20 protein-coding genes and 1 pseudogene are annotated in these 19,594 nt (G+C 69.4%); 14 read left to right on the forward strand and 7 right to left on the reverse strand.

The genetic code is table 11. The annotated features are described in order from the left end of the window. The 5 genes and pseudogenes from G6022_RS09230 to G6022_RS09250 form a co-directional block, all read left to right on the forward strand. A pseudogene (locus G6022_RS09230) lies at nt 1–326 on the forward strand (lipid-transfer protein); the annotation flags it as partial. Continuing rightward, on the forward strand, nt 323–1,516 hold the full coding sequence (locus tag G6022_RS09235) for a thiolase domain-containing protein (protein WP_182653773.1): 1,194 nt from the start codon (nt 323–325) through the stop codon (nt 1,514–1,516). The pseudogene G6022_RS09230 and the gene G6022_RS09235, both read left to right, overlap by 4 nt. Continuing rightward, nucleotides 1,513–2,031 carry a nuclear transport factor 2 family protein gene (locus G6022_RS09240; protein ID WP_182640034.1) on the forward strand — a complete coding sequence of 173 codons (519 nt, stop codon included), beginning with the start codon at nt 1,513–1,515 and terminating at the stop codon, nt 2,029–2,031. The genes G6022_RS09235 and G6022_RS09240 overlap by 4 nt, the downstream gene beginning before the upstream one ends. 2 nt (nt 2,032–2,033) lie before the next feature. After that, a complete protein-coding gene (locus G6022_RS09245) occupies nt 2,034–2,939 on the forward strand; it encodes a TIGR03619 family F420-dependent LLM class oxidoreductase (protein ID WP_182640035.1) in 906 nt (301 codons plus the stop codon). 465 nt (nt 2,940–3,404) lie between these two features. After that, on the forward strand, nt 3,405–4,244 hold the full coding sequence (locus tag G6022_RS09250) for a type IV toxin-antitoxin system AbiEi family antitoxin (RefSeq protein ID WP_179524567.1): 840 nt from the start codon (nt 3,405–3,407) through the stop codon (nt 4,242–4,244). Between the two features lie 266 nt (nt 4,245–4,510). Here the strand turns inward: G6022_RS09250 and G6022_RS09255 are convergent, their stop codons facing one another. After that, complete coding sequence (locus G6022_RS09255; RefSeq protein ID WP_182640036.1) at nt 4,511–5,515, reverse strand: alpha/beta fold hydrolase; 1,005 nt, start codon at nt 5,513–5,515, stop codon at nt 4,511–4,513. Nucleotides 5,516–5,684: 169 nt separating this feature from the next. Then, nucleotides 5,685–6,929 carry a cytochrome P450 gene (locus G6022_RS09260; protein ID WP_182640037.1) on the reverse strand — a complete coding sequence of 415 codons (1,245 nt, stop codon included), beginning with the start codon at nt 6,927–6,929 and terminating at the stop codon, nt 5,685–5,687. 170 nt (nt 6,930–7,099) lie between these two features. Between G6022_RS09260 and G6022_RS09265 the strand changes: the two genes are divergently transcribed. From G6022_RS09265 to G6022_RS09275, 3 genes are all read left to right on the forward strand, one after another. Continuing rightward, complete coding sequence (locus G6022_RS09265; protein ID WP_182640038.1) at nt 7,100–8,266, forward strand: steroid 3-ketoacyl-CoA thiolase; 1,167 nt, start codon at nt 7,100–7,102, stop codon at nt 8,264–8,266. Between the two features lies 1 nt (nt 8,267). Then, on the forward strand, nt 8,268–8,855 hold the full coding sequence (locus tag G6022_RS09270) for a GNAT family N-acetyltransferase (RefSeq protein WP_182640039.1): 588 nt from the start codon (nt 8,268–8,270) through the stop codon (nt 8,853–8,855). Nucleotides 8,856–8,935: 80 nt separating this feature from the next. Then, complete coding sequence (locus G6022_RS09275) at nt 8,936–9,355, forward strand: nitroreductase family deazaflavin-dependent oxidoreductase (protein ID WP_182635238.1); 420 nt, start codon at nt 8,936–8,938, stop codon at nt 9,353–9,355. A gap of 253 nt (nt 9,356–9,608) precedes the next feature. Here G6022_RS09275 and G6022_RS09280 read toward each other — a convergent pair whose 3' ends face one another. Next, nucleotides 9,609–10,073: a hypothetical protein gene (locus G6022_RS09280; protein ID WP_182691428.1), complete on the reverse strand. Its 465-nt coding sequence runs from the start codon at nt 10,071–10,073 to the stop codon at nt 9,609–9,611. Here G6022_RS09280 and G6022_RS09285 point away from each other — a divergent pair. Beyond that, entirely contained in the window at nt 10,072–11,319 is a 1,248-nt protein-coding gene (locus G6022_RS09285) for a hypothetical protein (protein WP_182691430.1), read from the forward strand. The two genes, G6022_RS09280 and G6022_RS09285, sit on opposite strands and share 2 nt — an antisense overlap. A gap of 141 nt (nt 11,320–11,460) precedes the next feature. Here the strand turns inward: G6022_RS09285 and G6022_RS09290 are convergent, their stop codons facing one another. Both G6022_RS09290 and G6022_RS09295 read right to left on the reverse strand, forming a co-directional pair. After that, complete coding sequence (locus tag G6022_RS09290; protein ID WP_182640041.1) at nt 11,461–12,378, reverse strand: SDR family oxidoreductase; 918 nt, start codon at nt 12,376–12,378, stop codon at nt 11,461–11,463. A gap of 29 nt (nt 12,379–12,407) precedes the next feature. Further along, on the reverse strand, nt 12,408–13,181 hold the full coding sequence (locus G6022_RS09295; protein ID WP_182640042.1) for an SDR family oxidoreductase: 774 nt from the start codon (nt 13,179–13,181) through the stop codon (nt 12,408–12,410). A 78-nt stretch (nt 13,182–13,259) separates the two neighbouring features. Here G6022_RS09295 and G6022_RS09300 point away from each other — a divergent pair, with 78 nt between their 5' ends. From G6022_RS09300 to G6022_RS09320, 5 genes are all read left to right on the forward strand, one after another. Beyond that, complete coding sequence (locus G6022_RS09300; RefSeq protein ID WP_182640043.1) at nt 13,260–14,054, forward strand: enoyl-CoA hydratase family protein; 795 nt, start codon at nt 13,260–13,262, stop codon at nt 14,052–14,054. Further along, nucleotides 14,051–14,980 carry a CoA transferase subunit A gene (locus G6022_RS09305; RefSeq protein ID WP_182640044.1) on the forward strand — a complete coding sequence of 310 codons (930 nt, stop codon included), beginning with the start codon at nt 14,051–14,053 and terminating at the stop codon, nt 14,978–14,980. Before G6022_RS09300 ends, G6022_RS09305 begins: the two co-directional genes overlap by 4 nt. Beyond that, complete coding sequence (locus G6022_RS09310) at nt 14,980–15,762, forward strand: CoA-transferase (protein WP_182640045.1); 783 nt, start codon at nt 14,980–14,982, stop codon at nt 15,760–15,762. Before G6022_RS09305 ends, G6022_RS09310 begins: the two co-directional genes overlap by 1 nt. Beyond that, nucleotides 15,759–16,841 carry a nitronate monooxygenase gene (locus G6022_RS09315; RefSeq protein WP_182640046.1) on the forward strand — a complete coding sequence of 361 codons (1,083 nt, stop codon included), beginning with the start codon at nt 15,759–15,761 and terminating at the stop codon, nt 16,839–16,841. The genes G6022_RS09310 and G6022_RS09315 overlap by 4 nt, the downstream gene beginning before the upstream one ends. 168 nt (nt 16,842–17,009) lie before the next feature. Continuing rightward, nucleotides 17,010–17,642 (forward strand): hypothetical protein, encoded by a 633-nt coding sequence (locus G6022_RS09320; RefSeq protein WP_182640047.1) that lies wholly within the window; start codon nt 17,010–17,012, stop codon nt 17,640–17,642. Between the two features lie 71 nt (nt 17,643–17,713). Here G6022_RS09320 and G6022_RS09325 read toward each other — a convergent pair whose 3' ends face one another. Together G6022_RS09325 and G6022_RS09330 are read right to left on the reverse strand one after the other, a co-directional pair. After that, entirely contained in the window at nt 17,714–18,883 is a 1,170-nt protein-coding gene (locus G6022_RS09325; RefSeq protein ID WP_182640048.1) for an acetyl-CoA C-acetyltransferase, read from the reverse strand. A 44-nt stretch (nt 18,884–18,927) separates the two neighbouring features. Continuing rightward, the gene (locus G6022_RS09330; RefSeq protein ID WP_107748752.1) at nt 18,928–19,509 is read right to left on the reverse strand and encodes a TetR/AcrR family transcriptional regulator; all 582 of its coding nucleotides are present in this window, start codon (nt 19,507–19,509) and stop codon (nt 18,928–18,930) included. Nucleotides 19,510–19,594 lie beyond the last annotated feature (85 nt).

Genomic DNA, 19,594 nt, shown 5'->3' on the forward strand with positions numbered 1-19,594 from the left:
CGGCCCGCGCCGCCGCCGTGCGCGCCACCCGGTCCACGGGCGAGCGGCCCGACCTCGGGGGCGTCACCGTCGCCGAGCTGCACACCCAGTACACGCACCAGGAACTGCTCCTGCGTACCGCGCTGGGGATCGGCGACCACGTGGCCGTGACCCCGTCCGGCGGATCGTTGCTCGCGGACCCGCTGTTCTCCGCCGGGCTCGAGCGCATCGGCTACGCCGCCAACGACGTCATGGAGGGCCGCTCCGAGCGCGCGCTCGCCCACGCCACCAGCGGCCACCTGCTGCAGCAGAACCTCATCTGCCTCCTGGAAGGACGCACCGCATGAGCGCCCACAGCACCGGTCTCCCAGCGGCCGTTCTCGGCACCGGACAGACCCACCACGTCGCCCGGCGCACCGACGTCTCCATGGCCGGCCTCTGCCGCGAGGCGATCGACGCCGCCATGGCCGACGCCGGCGTGGGATGGGACGACATCGACGCGGTGATCGTGGGCAAGGCCCCCGACCTGTTCGAGGGCGTGATGATGCCCGAGCTCATGATGGCCGATGCACTCGGCGCGGTCGGCAAGCCGCTCCTGCGCGTCCACACCGCCGGCTCGGTCGGCGGCTCCACCGCCGTGGTGGCCGCCTCGCACATCCAGTCCGGCCGCTACCGTCGCGTGCTGGCCGTGGCGTGGGAGAAGCAGTCCGAGTCCAACGCCATGTGGGCCCTCAGCCTGCCCGTGCCGTTCACGGCCCCCGTCGGTGCCGGTGCCGGCGGGTACTTCGCCCCGCACGTGCGCTCCTACATCCGCACCACCGGGGCCCCTGAGCACGTCGGCGCGATGGTGGCGGTCAAGGATCGGCTCAACGGGTCCATCAACCCCCACGCCCACCTCAAGCAGCCCGACCTCACGGTGGACAAGGTGCTGCAGGGGCAGATGCTGTGGGACCCCATCCGGTTCGACGAGACCTGCCCGTCCTCCGACGGCGCCTGCGCGATCGTCCTCGGCGACGCCGAGGCGGCCGAGGCGGTCGAGTCCACCGGCCGGAACGTCGCCTGGGTGCACGCCACCGCGCTTCGCACCGAGCCCGGCACCTACGCGTTCCGCAACTACCGCAACCCGCAGGCCGGCCGCGACGCCGCCGCCGCGCTGTGGGCCGAGGCCGGGATCACCAACCCGGCCGAGGAGATCGACGCGGCCGAGATCTACGTCCCCTTCTCCTGGTTCGAGCCCATGTGGCTGGAGAACCTCGGGTTCTGCGAGGAGGGCGAGGGCTGGCGCATGACCGAGTCCGGTGCCACCGCGCGCGACGGGTCCCTGCCCGTCAACCCGTCCGGCGGCGTGCTGTGCTCCAACCCGATCGGCGCGTCCGGCATGCTGCGCTTCGCCGAGGCCGCCCGGCAGGTCATGGGCCGCGCCGACGAGCACCAGGTCCCGGGGGCACGCAAGGCCCTCGGCCACGCCTACGGCGGCGGGTCCCAGTACTTCTCCATGTGGGTTGTGGGGACCGACCGTCCGGAGCGTCACTCATGAGCAATCCGTACCTGGATGAGACCGGCCAGTATCGGCCTCTGGAGATGAGCGACGCCGCCCTGGCCAGTCCCGCCTTCGCCGCCGCGCGCCGCTCGTGGGCCGCGACCAACGCCGGCGACCGCGATGCCTGGATCGCCGGATGGTCTCCCGAGGGCACCATCGAGGATCCCGTGGGTCCGTCGATGTTCGACGCCGAGGGAATCGGCCACACCGGCACGACGCGACTCCTGGAGTTCTGGGAGAAAGCCGTGGCCACCCCGGACCACATCGAGTTCCGCTTCGATCGGGGGATCGCCGCGGGCGACGAACTGCTCTGCGTCGGCACCATGCGCACCCACATGGGCTCCAGCATCATGGAGATCGACATCGCCGTGGACTACCGCGTCGACGCCGACGGTCGTCTGGTCTCCCTTCGCGCCTTCTGGGAGCAGGACGTGGCCATGGCCTCGGGACTGCGGCCGCTCACCGACGACGACAGGGCCGCCATCGCCGGCGCCGCCGGAAAGGGCCAGTGACCATGGGCCGCGTAGTGGACGCCGAGTTCTCCGTCCCCATCTCCTTCTCCCCCGTCGATCAGATCATCGATATCGCCCGCGGTGCCGAGGCCGCCGGCTTCGACCGGATCGTCCTGCCCGACTCGCTGTTCCACCCGCGACGCCAGGACGAGGACTACCCGTACACCCCCGACGGCTCGCGGATGTGGGACGAGAACACCCAGTGGGTGGAGCCGCTCATCGCCTCCGCGGCCATGGGCGGGGCCACCTCGACCATCCGCTTCTGCCCGCAGGTGCTCAAGGTCGGCCCGCGCAATCCGCTGTTGCTCACCAGGCAGGTGGCCTCGGTGGCGTTGCTCACCGGGAACCGCTTGGACCTGGGCGTGGGCATCGGCTGGGACCCCAACGAGTTCGAGTGGTGCGGCGCGCCGTTCAAGGGCCGCGGCAAGCGCACGGACGAGTCGCTGGCGATCATGCGCCAGGCCCTGCGGGGTGAGTGGATGGAGTTCCACGGCCAGCACTTCGACTTCGACGAGCTGATCTTCACCCCCGCGCCCAGCGAGCAGGTGCCGTTCTACGTGGGCGGACACACCGAGATCGCGCTCAAGCGGGCCGCGCGCGTGGGCCAGGGCTGGACCAGCGCCATGATGGGTTACGACGAGATCGTGGCCACCGTGACGCGCCTGGGCGAGCTCCTCGAGGCCGACGGGCGCTCACTGGCCGACCGCGGCGACGGCAAACCCTTCGCCATCCAGGTGGTGTGCCTGGACCGCTTCGGCACCCGGGGCTTCACGGAGCTGGCCGAGGCCGGGGTCACCGACATCATCGTGATGCCCTGGATGGTCGACGGCCACGGGTTCGACTGCTCCACCGAGCAGAAGCTCGAATCCATCGCCGCCTTCGGCGAGAAGTACGGTCTCGGTTCCTAGCCCTGCCCAGGTCTCGTCAGCCCCCGGCCAGCCTGCCTGGCGGACATACCCCCGCGGTTGGCGGACATGCCCCCGCGGTTGGCGGACTTGCCCCCGCGGTTGGCGGACTTGCCTCCGCGGTTGGCGGACTTCTCGTGCGATTCCGGGCCCATTTTGGCACCTCCTGCCCGCCAGCTGAGGAAGCATGTCCGCCAACTCGGGGAGCGGGTCCGCCCGGTCTGCCGGACCGCCACGTGAGCCCGGCGGACTGAACTCGTCGTAGTTCCTGTGAATCGTCGTCATTCCTGTCCACATGGACGTCGTCACCCGCCGGTCGACACGTGATGACCGGTCAGGATTGGCGCCATGAGACGCGACCGGCGATTCCGAGACACCCGGCCTCCCACCCCGCTCCCCGCCTCGTTGGCGGATGCGGTTGCAGGCGGGCAGCCATTCGCGGCGAGCCAGGCTCTCGAGACCGGACTGGTGACGAGATACGCGCTCCGATCGGCGTTCAGAATGATCGTCCCCGGTGTGTACGCCGCGAAGGGGGCACGGCTGAGCAGGTGGGACTTCATTCGTGCGGTCGACATCTGGGCGCCTGCAGACGCGGTGATCGGAGGGTGGTCCGCCGCGTACCTCCATGGGGAACACTGGTACTCGACAGAGCGGGGCAACGGCGTCGTCGATGTCTTCACCTCAGCCGAGCCCCGCGTGCCGACCGGGGTTCGGGAGCGCCGGCTGCGGCAACCCATCCCGGCCGCGGACGCGTGCGAGATCGGCGGAGTACGAATTACCGCACCAGCCCGAACCGCGGTCGACGTGGCAAGGTGGTCCACTGGCGCTGATCGGAGGATCTGCATCGTGGACTCCGTGTGCTTCGCCACCAACACCAGCGTGCGCGCGGTTGCCGACGCTGCAACGCGGATGCCCGGCCAACACGGGGTCTCGAGGGTGGTTCGACTGCTCGACGCCTGCGACGCGGACGCGCACTCTCCGCAGGAGAGCCTCCTCCGGCTCAGAATCGAGCGCTCTTCACTGCCTCAGCCTGTCTCGCAGTTCGAGATATGCGAACCGTCGGGGCATCTCCTCACAATTGCCGACCTCGCGTACGCCCGCGAGAAGGTCGCGATCTTCTACGACGGCAGGCATCACGGAGATCCGGAACAGTGGCGCCGGGACCTCCGGATCACCGCTCGGTTGGCGGACCTTGGCTGGCAGGTCGTCCGTGTGACAAAGGGAATGCGCCCGGAGGAGGTCATCGGCCATATCGCGAGTGCCCTGACCCGCGCCCGACGAGACCTCCAGCACCTGACTTCATCCTGAACGAGCCCTCGCGTGGCAGCTGGCGGGCACCCCACCTCGCTTGGCGGCCATGTCCTCGCCGTTGGCGGACACCCCTCGCAGCTGGCGGACCCGATATGCGAAAACCGGGCCTGAAACGCGAAAAATGTCCGCCAACCCGAAGCCCCTGTCCGCCAACCGGAAGCTCGTGTCCGCCAACCAGGCTCGGAGCAGTCGAGGGGCGTGCTGGAGAGGTAGTCGGGTGCGAGCTCGGGCGGGGGCGGGGTGACATGCGCCTGCCGAGTGCCTCAGGCAGGAACGGCGGCCGCGATGTCCGCCAGGCAGGCGAGGATCTCCCGGTTGGTGTCCTCCGTGGCCTCCAGGTGCATGAGATGCCCCGCCGGTGAGGAGATCGCCCGGACCATCCGCACATCGTCGTGATGACGCCCCAGCTTAGAGAGCGGATCCCGGCCGTGGAAGCCCTCGAGGTCCGGGTCGTGCTCGGAGTAGAGGAAGTAGAACGGGACGGGGTTGGTCTGCCGCTCGAACTCCTTGCGCGCGAACCACGACACGTCCATCGCCCGGTACCACTGCAGCGGGCCGGCGAACCCCGTGCGGGCGTACTCGGCCTCGTAGGCGTCCATCTCCTCGACGGACAACCACGGCCACGGCAGCGGCGGCGCCTCGGGCAGTGCCTCGAGATAGGTCGACCCCGGGGGGTGCTGCCAGACGTCGAGGTAGTGGTACTCCGCGGACAGGGCGTAGAAGACCCGGGTGAGGAACTCCCGCTCGCGACCGGCGAGATCGGCCTCCGCCACTCCCGGCTGCGTGAAGTAGTTCAGGTGCAGGAAGTGCTTCTCGGCCATCATCGCCGAACCCTCCAGCGGCGGCACCGACCCGGCGGTACCCATGAACGGGTTCTCCATCCCGATCACCGCGCGCACCCGCCCCGGTTCCAGATGGCAGGTGTCGTACGCGACGCCCGCGCCGAAATCGAAGCCCACCACCACCACGCGCGCCGCACCCTCGGCGTCGCACACCGCCAGGACGTCGTCGACCACCTCGCGCGGCGAGTAGGCCTGGACGTCGGCCGGCGCATCCGAACCACCCATGCCGCGCAGGTCGGGCGCGATGACCCGCCACCCGGCTGCGGCGAGGACGGGGATCATGCGGTGCCAGGTGAACCAGAAGTGCGGGAAACCGTGGAGGAGGACCACGGTGCCCGGGGGGCCGTCCGCGGGTGCCGGCTCCGGTTCGGCGACGACGTAGTGGAGACGAACGCCGTCGCGGTCGACGTGGCGGTGGTCGAGCATGCCCTCCACCCTGCCTTCTCCCGCATCCGCCCGACGAGGTTCGGCCGAATCGATGGAGCCTCCCGGGAAGACGACGACGAGGCCTGCCCTGAGATGACCGACGGCCCCGACCCGGCCTGGCGAGAAGGCGGAGTCGGGGCCGTGGGCCGAGCGGCGTACCGGGATCAGATCAGCGCATGACCGGGCACTTGTAGTCGACCGACCACTCGGTGATGCCGTTGAGCCACCCCGAGCGGATGCGGGACGGCTCGCCGAGCGCCTCGAGGTTGGGGAGGTGATCGGCGATGGCGTTGAAGATCAGTTCGATCTGCAGCCTGGCCAGGTTCGCCCCGATGCAGTAGTGCGGGCCGTTCCCGCCGAAGCTCAGGTGCGGGTTGGGGTCCCGGAGGATGTTGAACGAGAAGGGGTCTTCGAAGACGTCCTCGTCGAAGTTCGCCGAGCCGTACATGATGGCGGCGCGGTCGCCCTTCTTCATGGTCACGCCCCCGATCTCGACGTCCTCGGTGGCGGTGCGCTGGAACGAGGTGATCGGCGAGGCCCAGCGGAGGATCTCGTCGTAGGCGGTCGCGGGGCGCTCGGCCTTGAACAGCTCCCACTGGTCGGGGTTGTCGAGGAAGGCGATCATCCCGTGCGTGGTGGCGTTGCGGGTGGTCTCGTTGCCTGCCACGGCCAGCAGCACCACGAACCAGCCGAACTCGTCGGCGGTGAGCCTCTCACCGTCGATGTCGGCCTGGATGAGCTTGGTGACCAGGTCGTCACGGGGGTCGATCTCGCGCTTGGCCGCGAGCTCCTGCGCGTAGGACAGGACCATGGCGTTGGCCATCTGCGACTCTTCGACCTTGCCGGGCACGTCGTAGCTGGTCATCTGGTTGGACCACTCGAAGATCTGGTGCCGGTCCTCGAGGGGGATGCCGATGAGCTCGGCGATCGCCTGCAGAGGCAGCTCGGAGGCCACCTCGGTGATGAAGTCGCCGCTGCCCTTGGCGGCCGCGGTCTCGACGATGACCCGCGCCTTCTCGGCGAGGTGGTCGCGGAGCTTCTCGATGTTGCGCGGGGTGAAGCCCTTGGAGATGGTGCGCCGGTACTTCTTGTGCTCTTCGCCGTCCTGGTTGATGAACAGCAGGCGGGTCAGTTCGACGATCTCGCGCTCGGTTCCCGGTGCGAAGCGCGGGATCGCGGTGTTCTCGAACGTGGAGAACACCTCGTTGGTGCGCCGAGAGATCTCCTTGACGTCCTCGTGCTTGGTGACCACCCAGTACCCGTGGTCGTCGAAGCCGTCGGCCCCGGGCTCGTTGGAGCACCACCGGATCGGTTCGGTGCGACGGAGATGAGCCCACTCCGGATGCGGGAGCCGCTTCTCGTAGAGCTCCGGGTCCGTGAAGTCGAAACCTTCGGGGATGGTGACTGCCTGCACTGGTACTCCTTGACCGCGTCGGATGCGTCTCGTGCTCGTCGACCGACGACCCCGGGATACTGCGAACCCGGGACCCGAGCGGTAATCTAGAACACGTTCCACCCACCATACTAGAACACGTTCCCCCTGGGCACCCGATCCGTCGTGCCCGGTCATCCGGAAGGACCACCATGGGCAATCCCGTCATCGTCGAGGCCGTTCGCACCCCGATCGGCAAGGCTCGCGGCGCGTTGTCGGGCCTGCACCCCGCGCATCTGTTGGGCGCCTCCCAGAAAGAGGTCATCCGTCGCGCCGAGATAGACGCGTCGCTCGTCGAGCAGGTCGTCGGAGGGTGCGTCACCCAGGCCGGCGCCCAGGGCAACAACGTCACCCGCGGCGCGTGGCTCGCCTCCGGACTGCCGTGGCAGACCGCGTGTACGACCATCGATTGCCAGTGCTCGTCCGCGCAGCAGGCCATCCACTTCATCGCCAATCTCATCCACGCCGGAGCCATGGACGTGGGTATCGCCTGCGGGGTGGAGTCGATGAGCTGGATCGCCCTGCGCGCCGCCGTGGGTGACGGTTCCAACGGCATGCCCCGCCCCGACGACTGGACGGTGGACCTGCCGGATCAGTTCACCGCGGCCGACCGGATCGCTAACCGGCGCGGGATCACCCGTGAGCAGCTCGAGGAGCTCGGCGTCCGGTCCCAGGCCAACGCCAAGCGGGCGTGGGACGAGGGCCGGTTCGACCGTGAGACCTTCGCGGTCGACGCCCCCGAGCGCCTCAAGGACGGCACGTACACCGGCGAGACGGTGTCCGTCACCCGCGACCAGGGCCTGCGCGAGACCACTGCGGAGGCGCTCGCCGGCCTCACGCCGGTGCTCGAGGGTGGCCTGCACACCGCGGGCACGTCCAGCCAGATGTCCGACGGTTCGGCCGCGGTCCTGCTCATGGACGAGGACGTCGCCAAGGCACACGGACTCCGACCCCGCGCGCGGATCGTCCACCAGGCACTGGTCGGCGGCGAGCCCGAGTACCACCTCGACGGCCCCGTCCAGGCCACCCAACGCGTACTCGACCGGTCGGGGATGTCCATCTCCGACTTCGACCTCTTCGAGTGCAACGAGGCCTTCGCCTCCGTCCTGCTCAGCTGGGCGCAGGTTCACGGGCCGGACATGGACAAGGTCAACGTCAACGGCGGCGCCATCGCGATCGGACATCCCGTCGGTAGCACCGGCGCTAGGCTAATCACGACCGCCCTGCACGAGCTCGAGCGCACGGACGGCGACCGCGCCCTCATCACGATGTGCGCGGGCGGCGCCCAGGCCTCGGCGAGCATCATCGAGAGGATCTGACATGAGCAGCAACGCCATCGAGACAGCCGCGGCCCGCAGGAGCGAGGTCTTCGCCGCCCTCGCGTCAGTGGAGACCAGGCAGGACGCCGCAGCGGCACTGGCCGACCTCCTCTCCATCTCCTCCGAAGAGGCCGAAGACGTACTCCGGGCGCCGCTGGAGAACCTTCTGGGCCAGCCGGGCGACGCATCCGCTCCGACGGGACCGGGCGGGTTCACCCTGCACCCGTTCCGCGACTCGGAGCACCACAAGTCCCTCTTCCACTCCCGGTCCTCGGACGAGACCTCCGCGACCGGCGGCGCGTGGGACGAACAGAAGACCGAGGCCGAACTGCGCGAGGGACTGCGGCGCGTCGAGGCCGAGTCGGCCATGTGGTTCGTCGCGGTGGATACCTCTCGCGACCAGCCGGTGGGCCTGGTGTTCGGTGAGCAGATCGACGACGGCGATGTCGACGTGGCCATCTGGATCCACCCCGAGGAGCGCAAGAAGGGCTTCGGCCTGGCCGCACTGAAGGAGAGCCGACGCGAGCTGGCGGCGTTCTTCCCGGGCAAGCACGTGATCGTCCGCGCGCCGCTGCCGGGGTCGAAGTGAGCGAGAGGCATCCCGGGGTGGAGACCGGCGTGGACGATCCCCGGCGGTCCAAGCCGTGGGTCCTCGGCATCATCAAGGTGATGTCCCGGGTCAACACCTGGACGTACCGCGTCTCCGGCGGCCGTATCGGAGGCAACTGGCGGGTGGGATCGGCGTTGAAGGCACCGGTTCCGGTCTGCCTGGTGACCACGACGGGGCGCAAGTCCGGCGAACCGCGCACGGTGCCGCTGCTCCATCTCCCCGACGGTGACCGGGTCCTCCTGGTCGCCTCACAGGGCGGACTGCCCAAGCACCCACAGTGGTACAGGAACGTCCTGGTGAACCCCGAGGTCACCATCCAGGTCGGGCGGAGGACCCGGGCGATGACGGCGAGGGAGGCGACCGCAGAGGAGCGCGCCGAACTCTGGCCCCGCCTCGTCGAGCGCTACTCGGACTTCGCCTCGTACCAGGCCAACACGAGCAGGGTCATCCCGGTGGTGATCTGCGAACCGCTCGGCTGACACCGGCACCCCTACCCCGGCCGGGACCTCTCCACGCGAGAGGCCCCGGCCGCTGTCGTCTGCCCGGGATCCCACCCGGCCGCTGCGGTTCAGCCGGGCGCCCCGCGTCCGCGATCGCGTCGTTCTGGGGGTTCGTTTACCCCGTGCACAGGTGTTGACGACTGTTTATCAACCCCATATCACCTCATTGGCCACTTGCGTACCACTTCCTGAGCAAACCGTTGACACACACTCAGCCTTAGAGGATTCTCATCTAGGTGAAGCAGCCGGTCCGGCGAGCACCAGTTAGACGCGGTACCGACAGGACCACCACCATTGAGAGGACTTCTTCCGTGAACAAGTCAACAAAGGCCGCAGCCGTCGCTGCGACCGCGGCGCTCGCCATCTCCGGTGCAACCGGTACTGCCAGCGCCCAGAGCGCCCTCCCGGATTTCGGGATTATCGGCGATCTCCTCGACCCGTTTACCGGTTCCGCCGGTGACCTCGCCGGGGGATCGTCAGGCTTGAGCCCGCTCGAGGGCTCCGCATCGTTCCCCGGCTCCTCGGAGTTCCCCAGCTCGGCGGGGCTGTCGTCTGACCTTCCCGCCTTCAGCTCGGATCCCCTCGGCGGTTCCTCCGAGCTGCCCGCTCTCAGCTCCGATCCTCTCGGTGGGTCGTCTGCCTTGCCGGCCAGCTCGGACCTGCTCGGCGGCTCGTCGGAAATCGGTTCCACGGACATGGCTCCGCTCTCCACAGACCTCCTCGGGGGTTCCGCCGAGTTCGGCTCGACCGATATCGGTTCCCTCGGCATGATGCCCCTGTCCAGCGACCTGCTCGGCGGATCGGCGGAGCTTCCCGCCTCGTCGGAGCTCCCGCCGCTGTCCACCGACCTGCTCGGTGGCTCCGCCGAGTTCGGCTCCACCGACGTCGGCTCGCTCGGCATGGCCCCGCTGTCCACCGACCTACTCGGCGGCTCCGCGGGCTTCACCTCCTCGGACCTCGCTCCGCTCGTCGGCTCGGCGGGCATGGCCCCGCTGTCCACCGAACTCCTGGTGGGGTCGGGCGACGTGGGATCGACCGGCATGACGCCGCTGTCCACGGAGCTCCTCGGTGGCTCGGCCGAGTTCGGCTCCACCGAGGTCGGCTCACTCGGAATGACGCCGCTGTCCACGGAACTCGATCTCCTCGGTGGTTCTGCGGAGTTCACCTCCTCCGACCTCGCGCCCCTCACCGGTTCGGAGGGCATGGGCTCCACCGGAATGTCGCCCCTGTCGACCGAGCTCAACTTCCTCGGCGGATCGGCGGAGCTCCCGCCGCTGTCCGCCAACTTCCCGGACGGTTCCACCGCAGGGATCGGCGGCTCCGCCGAACTCGTCGGTGACGGGATCGCCGGGTCGCTGACGAACGGCTCCGCCAACCAGCTCGCCGGCTCGGTGGAGAGCAACTCCGCCGATCCGATCATCGGGTCGATCGCCGAGGGCGGGATCCTGCCGGCGCTGTCCGGTTCCATCGAGGAGGTCTCCGGATCCCTCTCGGGCAACAGTGGCTCCACGGGCCAGAGTTCGGACCTGATCACCGGTTCCACCGGCGGCAGTGCCGATGTGCTAACCGGTTCCTTCGGCGAACTCACCGAGGTCAACGGTTCACTCACCGCGCTGACCGGTTCGCTGGAGAACGGCTCCGTCCAGGGCACGTTCTCGACCAACCTCGGCTCAGAGGCGGGCGCGCTCGGCTCGCTGGAGGCTGCGGCCAGCCTCGGCGGCGAAGGCGGCTCGGGAGTCGCCCTGCTGCCGGTCCTGTCGCTGGGTGGCACGCTCGTCCTCGCGGGCGCCGCGATCAACGGAGGCGTGGCGCTCCCGGCCCTGCCGCCGATGCCCGGTCTGCCGCCGCTGCCCACGATCTGCGATCTGCCGCAGGAGCAGGTCGACCAGCTCGCGAACGCCGGATCGGTTTACGCGCAGGACTGCCCGGATCCCGAGAACTGAGTCACCTGATGCCGGGCGTCGAGCCTGGCATCAGAAAAGGAGCCCCGCACCATCACGGTGCGGGGCTCCTTCTCGCAGTTCAGGCCGGGCGCGGTTCAGGCCGGGCTCAGTTCAGGCCGGGCGCGGTTCAGGCCGGCGAGCTCAGCGAGCGCCGTACACGGGTACCGGCGCCGGGGACTCGGAGAGCAGTCGCGGGACCACCGATCCGAGCTCTGCCGGGTCCCACTTGGCACCCTTGTCCTCGGACGCGGCGCGCTGCCATCCGTTGCACACGGTGACCTTCCCGCCCTCGACCTCGAACACGCGGCCGGTGACCTCGGCCGACTCCGCCGACCCGAGCCACACGACCAGCGGCGAGACGTTGGCAGGGTCCATGGCGTCGAAGGAGCCGTCCTCCGGCGCGGCCATCTGCGAGGCCATGCCCTCTCCAGCGGAGGTGGTCATGCGGGTCCGTGCGGCGGGAGCGATGGCGTTGGCGGTGACGCCGTAGCCCTTCATCTCCGCGGCGGTCTGGATGGTCAGCAGCGCGATGCCGGCCTTCGCCGTGGCGTAGTTGCCCTGCCCCACCGAACCGAAGAGTCCGGCTCCCGACGAGGTGTTGATGACCCGGGCCTGGCGGGGGCGGCCGGCCTTCGACTCGGCGCGCCAGTACTCGGCGGCGTGCCGCAACGGCGCGAAGTGGCCCTTGAGATGGACGGTGATCACGTTGTCCCAGTCCTGCTCCCCCATGCCGACGAGCATCTTGTCGCGGAGGAAACCGGCGTTGTTGACCAGCACGTCGAGTCCCCCGAAGTGGTCGATCGCCTGCTGGACGAGTTCACGTGCACCTTCCCACGAGGAGATGTCGTTGCCGTTGACCACGGCGTCGCCGCCGGCAGCCTTGATCTCGGCCACGACCTGCTCCGCCGGGGACTCCCCCACGTCCGAGCCGTCGAGCCCGGCGCCCAGGTCGTTGACCACGACCTTGGCTCCCTCGGCCGCGAAGGCCAGGGCGTGCTCCCGGCCGATGCCGCGGCCCGCACCGGTGACGATGACGACGCGTCCGTCGCAGATTCCCATGGTTCTCCTTGGATAGTTGTTCGGTGATGTCAGGAACTGGTGTTGGCGTTGGCAGCCGAGAGGAACGCCGGCTTCTCGCCGCCACCGTGGACCAGGAGTTCGGCGCCCGTGATGTAGGCCGCCAACGGTGAGGCCAGGAACGCGGCCGCCTGGCCCACGTCCCGCGGGTCCGCCATTCGGCCCATGGGGATGGTGGCGTCGACCGCTGCCACGCCCTCGGAGTCCCCGTAGTGCATCTCGGCGAGCTCGGTCTTGACCGGGCCCACCACCACAGAGTTGATCCGCACGGCGGGCGCCCATTCGACGGCGAGCGACTGCGTGAGCGAGTCGATGCCGGCCTTGGCCGCGCCGTACGAGGCGGTCCCGGGCGAGGGCCGGTGGCCGGAGACCGACGAGATGTTGACGATCGCCCCGCCGGCCGGTTGCATCACCCGGTTCGCCTCCTGGGCCACCGTGAGCGCGGACAGCAGGTTCAACGCGATGATCTTGGAGTGGAAGTTGGCGCTGGCGTCGGCCGCCAAGGCGAACGGCGCACCGCCGGCGTTGTTGACCACCACGTCCAGCCGGCCGTGCCGTTCCACGATCCGGTCGACCATCGCGCGGACCGCGTCGGGGTCGCGGAGGTCGACGGAATGGAACTCGAGATCCGCCACGTCGGACCCGTCGTCGGCGGGGCGCCGCGCGCAGGTGACGACGACGGCGCCGGCTTCGCGGAAGACCCTGCTGATCCCCGCGCCGACGCCGCGGACGCCGCCCGTGACGAGGACGACAGTGCCCGCCAGACCCAGATCGATGTTCGACATGCGTGCTAGCCTACCAAGCAAGCGTTTGGTTAGTCACCCGACCGCTGAAGCGCAGCGGCGGCGTGCGAAGGGAGCACCATGGGCATCAGTGTCGACAAGGGAGCAGACGGCATCGCGACCGTCACCGTCGACTTTCCCCCCGTCAACGCCATCCCGTCCGCGGGATGGTTCGAACTCGGCGAGCAGATCCTCGCCGCCGGGCGCGACCCGGAGGTGCACGTGGTGATCCTCCGGGCCGAGGGCCGGGGGTTCAACGCGGGTGTCGACATCAAGGAAATGCAGGACTTCGAGGGCTTCGACCACCTGCTGGCGGCCAACCGCGGGTGCTACGTGGCCTTCAACGCCGTCTACGAGTGCGCGGTCCCCGTGATCGCCGCCGTGAACGGGTTCTGCGTCGGCGGCGGAATCGGACTCGTGGGGAACGCGGACTGCATCGTCGCCTCCGACGACGCGGTGTTCGGGCTGCCCGAGGTGGACCGGGGGGCGCTCGGCGCCGCCACGCACCTGGCGCGCATGGTCCCCGCGCACATGATGCGCACCCTGTATTTCACGTCGCGCAACGTCACCGCCCAGCAGCTCCACTCGTGGGGGACCGTCTACGAGGTGGTGCCCCGTGACCGGCTGGACGCCGCGGCGCGTGACCTCGCGGAGACGATCGCCGCCAAGGACACCCGGGTGATCCGCGCGGCCAAGGAAGCCATCAACCACATCGACCCGGTCGACGTGAAGACCTCGTACCGCATGGAGCAGGGCTTCACCTTCGAGCTCAACCTCGCCGGCGTGGCCGACGAGCACCGGGATGAGTTCGTCAAGACGGGCCGGAACCTGGACAGACGAGACAACAGATCCGAGAGGACGGGCGAGAACAAGTGACGACGACCCCCACCCCGCGCGACAAGCGCACCAGTCTCGACGAGGCCGTGGGACGCCTCTCCAGCGGCATGACCATCGGCATCGGCGGTTGGGGTTCGCGGCGCAAGCCGATGGCGCTCATCCGCGCGATCCTGCGCCGCGAGGACCTGACCGACCTCACGGTCGTCACCTTCGGAGGCCCTGACCTCGGGCTGCTGTGCTCGGCCGGGAAGGTCTCCAAGGCCTACTACGGCTTCGTCTCACTGGACTCTGCGCCGTTCTACGACCCGTGGTTCGCACGCCGCCGCACCGAGGGAGCGATCATCTCGCGCGAGATGGACGAGGGCATGGTCCGCGCCGGCCTCACCGCCGCGGCGCACCGCCTGCCGTTCCTGCCCACGCGCGCCGGTCTCGGCTCGGACGTGTTCCGATTCTGGGGCGACGAGCTCAAGACCGTCGACTCGCCGTATCCGGTGGGCGGTGAGACCGAGACGCTGGTGGCGATGCCGGCCCTGCGCATGGACGCCGCCCTGATCCACCTGGACAAGTCCGACAAGCACGGCAACGCCGCGTACACCGGCGTCGACGGCTATTTCGACGACCTCTACGCGATGGCCGCCGACACGGTCCTGCTCGAGGTCGACGAGGTCGTGGACTCCGCTGACACGTTGATGAACGAGGTCGGGCCACAGCGCATGCTGCTCTCGCGCATGTTCGTCGACACCGTCTCCGAGGCGCCGAGCGGCGCACACTTCACCTTTGCCGGCGGCTACGGCCGCGACGAGGCCTTCCAGCGGCACTACGCCTCCGCGGCCAAGGACGAGGACTCCTGGCAGTCGTTCGTCTCGGAGTTCCTCTCCGGGTCCGAGGAGGACTACCAGAAGGCGGTCACCGCGTTCGCGCAGAAGGTCGCCGCCGAGAAGGCCGCCAAGAAGGGAGCCAAGTGATGACCGACGTCACGACCCAGCCCGACACCGAGTCCGCGACCAGGGCCGAGTACTGCGCCATCGCATGCGCGGAGATCTTCGCCGGTGCCGGCGAGATCTTCGCCTCCCCCATGACGCCGATGGCCACCATCGGCGCCCGCCTCGCGCGTCTCACCACCGAGCCGGACCTGCTCATCACCGACGGCGAGTACCGCTTCCTGGCCCAGACCCCGCCGTTGGGCAAGGTCATCGACTTCGAGGGGTACATCCCGTTCCCCCGCGTGTTCGACGTCCTCCAGGCCGGCACCCGCCACGTGGTCATGGGCGCCAACCAGATCGACCGCTTCGGCAACCAGAACCTCTCGGCCTTCGGCGACGACGTCCAGAAGCCGAGCCGGCAGATGTTCGGCCTGCGCGGGGCGCCCGGCAACTCGATCAACCACGCCACCAGCTACTGGGTGGGCAAGCACTCCACCCGTGTCTTCACGGAGAAGGTCGACATCATCTGTGGCGTGGGCTATGACCGCTATCGCGAGGGCGACCCCGCGTTCCGTTTCCACCACATCCACCGCGTTGTCTCCAACCTGGGCGTCTTCGACTTCGGCGGCGCCGACCGCGGCATGCGCGCGGTGAGCCTCCACCCGGGCGTCACCGCGGACGAGGTCGCGGACAACACCGGGTTCGAGATCGAGGGGCTGGCCGAGGCGGGGGTCACCCGCGACCCGTCCGCCGAGGAGCTCCACCTCATCCGCGAGGTCCTCGACCCGCGTGGGTTCCGCGACCGTGAGGTGCCGGCCGCGTGAACGCCCCCACCATCACCACGGCTTTCACCGAACTGGTCGGAGTCGAGTACCCGATCGTCCAGACGGGTATGGGCTGGGTGTCCGGACCGGAGCTCACCGCGGCCACCGCCAACGCCGGGGGCCTGGGGATCATCGCCTCGGCCACGATGACGTTCTCGGAACTCGAGAACGCGATAGTGCGCACCAAGGAGCTGACCACTAAGCCCTTCGGGGTCAATCTCCGGGCCGATGCCGAGGACGCCGCCGAGCGGTGCGAGCTGATGATCCGCCACGGTGTGCGCGTCGCGTCGTTCGCTCTCGCGCCCAAACCGGAGTTGATCGCCAGGTTGAAGGAGAACGGTCTCGTCGTCGTCCCCTCGATCGGTGCGGCCAAACACGCCGTCAAGGTGGCCTCCTGGGGCGCCGACGCGGTGATCGTCCAGGGCGGCGAGGGCGGTGGACACACCGGACCGGTGGCCACGACGCTGTTGCTGCCGAGTGTCATCGACGCCCTCGGCGGAGCCGGGAACACCTCCATCCCCGTGATCGCGGGGGGAGGGTTCTTCGACGGCCGTGGCCTGGTGGCCGCGCTCGCCTACGGAGCCGCCGGTGTCGCGATGGGCACGCGGTTCCTGCTCACCAGCGACTCCCGCGTGCCGGATGCGGTCAAGCAGCAGTACCTGGAGAAGGGACTGCAGGACACCGTCGTCTCCACCCGTGTCGACGGCATGCCGCACCGCGTCCTGCGCACCGGCCTGGTCAACGCCCTCGAGTCGGGCAGCCCCGTCAAGGGGATGCTGGCGGCCGTCCAGAACGCCAACAAGTTCAAGTCCATGACGGGCATGAAGTGGCAGGCCCTCGCCAGGGACGGCCTCAACATGAAGAAGGCCTCCGACCGCACCTGGCAGCAGATCGTCATGGCCGCCAATACCCCGATGCTGCTCAAGGCCGGCCTGGTCGAGGGGAACACCGAGGCGGGCGTCCTGGCCTCCGGTCAGGTCGTGGGGATGATCGAGGACCTGCCCAGCTGCGACGAGCTGATCCAACGGATCATGGGCCAGGCGCATCAGCGCCTGGAGACCCTGCGGAATTTCGGCTAGAACCCCATCCGGCACACCAGCAACTCCACTACCGCACCCGCCGGCCATACAGGCCAGCGGGTGCGGTCATCTTCGCCTAATCAGCACTTCCTCAGGAGTTTCTTGGCCTATTCTGAGACCCGTTGTCCGCCAACCGCGGACTCCACCACACACCCTCAGGAGAACACTATGACCTCCCCCCGTACCGCCGTCCGTACCGCGGCCGTCCTCGGCGCCACCGCCGCCCTGACCCTCGCCGGCGCCGGCGCCGCGTCCGCCGCCACCCCCTCCTCGCCCGTGGTCGACGGCAACACGATCTCCGTCACCTTCGAGAAGGACGGCATCGCCGATATCGACACCTGTGTCGCCGCGGCGGTCCCCACGTCCAGCGCAGCGGCACTCGCCGCGCAGCTCGAGGCGCTCTCGAACCTGGACCTCGACGCGATCGGCGACCTGGTCAGCGGCACCTCCGACGTGACGTTCCTCCAGACCTCCGGCCTCGTGCCCACCCCGCTCGCCAACGTCACGCTGGGTGACGTCACGGTGTCGGCCACCGTGCCGTCCAACGTGTACGCGGTGGTCACCTACTGCCTGCTCGGCGACCCGGACATCGCCGGGCCCGTGCTCGTCGGCGACCCGATCGACGCCATCCAGGGCAGCCTCGGTGGACTGTCGACCGAGGACACCCTCGGAACCCTCTCCGCCGCCACCGGCGAGGGCGATGACAGTGGCCTCGGCAGCGTCCTCGGCCTGCTCGGCGGCGAGGCCGGTGGCGAGCTGAACCTCGACACCCTCTCGGCTGCCGGCGACACCGAGAACTGACAGCACACGCAGAAGGGCCCCGCACCAGTCGGTGCGGGGCCCGCTTGCGTTGCGGAGCCGCGGCTGAGCCGTCAGGCGTCCAGGCGCTCGATGATCGTCACGTTGGCGGTGCCGCCGCCCTCGCACATCGTCTGCAGGCCGTAGCGGCCACCGGTGCGCTCGAGCTCGTTGAGGAGCGTGGCGAACAGCTTCGCGCCGGTGGCGCCGAGCGGGTGGCCGAGCGCGATGCCGCCGCCGTTGGGATTCACCCGGGCCGGATCGGCGCCGATCTCCTTGATCCACGCCAACACGACGGGCGCGAACGCCTCGTTGATCTCCACCACGTCGATGTCGTCGATCGTCAGGCCGGTCTTCTCCAGGGCCCACCGGGTGGCGGGGATCGGCGCGGAGAGCATCATCACCGGATCGTCGCCGCGCACGGTGAGGTGGTGGATCCGGGCACGCGGCGTCAGGCCGTACTTCTCCACCGCCTCGGCGGAGGCGAGCAGCCCCGCCGAGGCGCCGTCGGAGATCTGTGACGCCACCGCGGCGGTCAGCGATCCGCCCTCGGCGAGCACCGGCAACGAGGCCATCTTCTCGAGTGTGGTCTCACGGGTGGTCTCGTCCGACTCGAGTCCGGCCAGCGGAACGTACTCACCAGCGAACCGGCCCTCGGCGATCGCGGCGCGGGCGCGGGAGTGCGACTGCAGCGCCCACTGCTCCATCTCCTCGCGGGAGATGTCCCACCTGTCGGCCATCATCTGCGCGCCGTTGAACTGCGAGATCTCCTGGGCGCCGAAGCGCTCGACCCACCCGGTGGAGCCGGTGAACGGGTCGTCGAACCCGTACTCGCGACCCGCCAGCATGGCCGACGAGATGGGCAGGGCGCTCATGTTCTGGACTCCACCGAACAGCACCACGTCCTGGGTCGCGGACATGATCCCCTGGGCCCCGAAGTGGATGGCCTGCTGGCTGGATCCGCACTGGCGGTCGACGGTCGTGCCGGGCACGCCGAGGGGCATCCCCGCCGCGAGCCACGCGGAGCGCGCGATGTTGCCCGCCTGGGGGCCGATGGCGTCCACGCAACCGAAGATCACGTCGTCGACGACCTCCGGGTCGATTCCCGTGCGCTCGACGACGGCGCGGATGACGTGCGCGGCCAGGTCCGCCGGGTGCTGGCCGGACAGGCTGCCGCCGCGCTTGCCCGCGGGCGTCCGGACTGCGTCGATCACGTAGGCCTCGCGGCCGGTCACGCTGGTCATGTGTCTCCTCGTGGGGGTATGAGATCAGGATGGGGTGGTGCTGATCAGTCGACGGCCAGGCCGTCGAGCACGATGCGCAGGTACTGGTCCGCGATCGCGGCGTGGTCGTCGGCGTCCTCCGGCCGGTACCAGCGCACTGCCACCCAGACGGTGTCCCGGAGGAACCGGTAGGTGAGCCGGATGTCGAGGTCGGGACGGAACTCCCCGGACTCCATTCCCCGACTCAGCACGTCGGTCCACATCTCGCGGAACTCGGTGTTGCGCTCGCGGAGGTAGTCGAACCTCGGGTTGCCCCGGAGATGCTTGAGCTCGTCCTGGTAGATGGCCACCTCGTCGCGGTGGCGGTGGATGGCCTCGAACGAGACGCGCACCAGCCCCTCGAGGGTCTCCCGGGGCGACGACCCCGCGTCGACGATCCGCTGGTAGTCACCGAAGAGCGAGTCGAGGAATCCGCGGAGGATCTCGTCTACGATCGCCTCCTTGGACGAGAAGTGGTGGTACAGGCTGCCCGAGAGGATGCCGGCCGCGTCGGCGATGTCTCGCACCGTGGTGGCGCGGAGGCCGCGCTCGGCGAAGAGCCCGGCGGCGATCGCCAGGAGCTCCTCACGTCTGGTCGTGCTGGTCATTCGGCCACCCTACCAACCAAGCACTTGCTAGGTACAGGACACCGCGACCCGAGGCCTGCGGCGGCCGCGTCGGTCCGCCCGCCGG

This window comes from Dietzia sp. Cai40 (assembly GCF_014145165.1).
In the GTDB taxonomy this organism is placed as follows: domain Bacteria; phylum Actinomycetota; class Actinomycetes; order Mycobacteriales; family Mycobacteriaceae; genus Dietzia; species Dietzia natronolimnaea.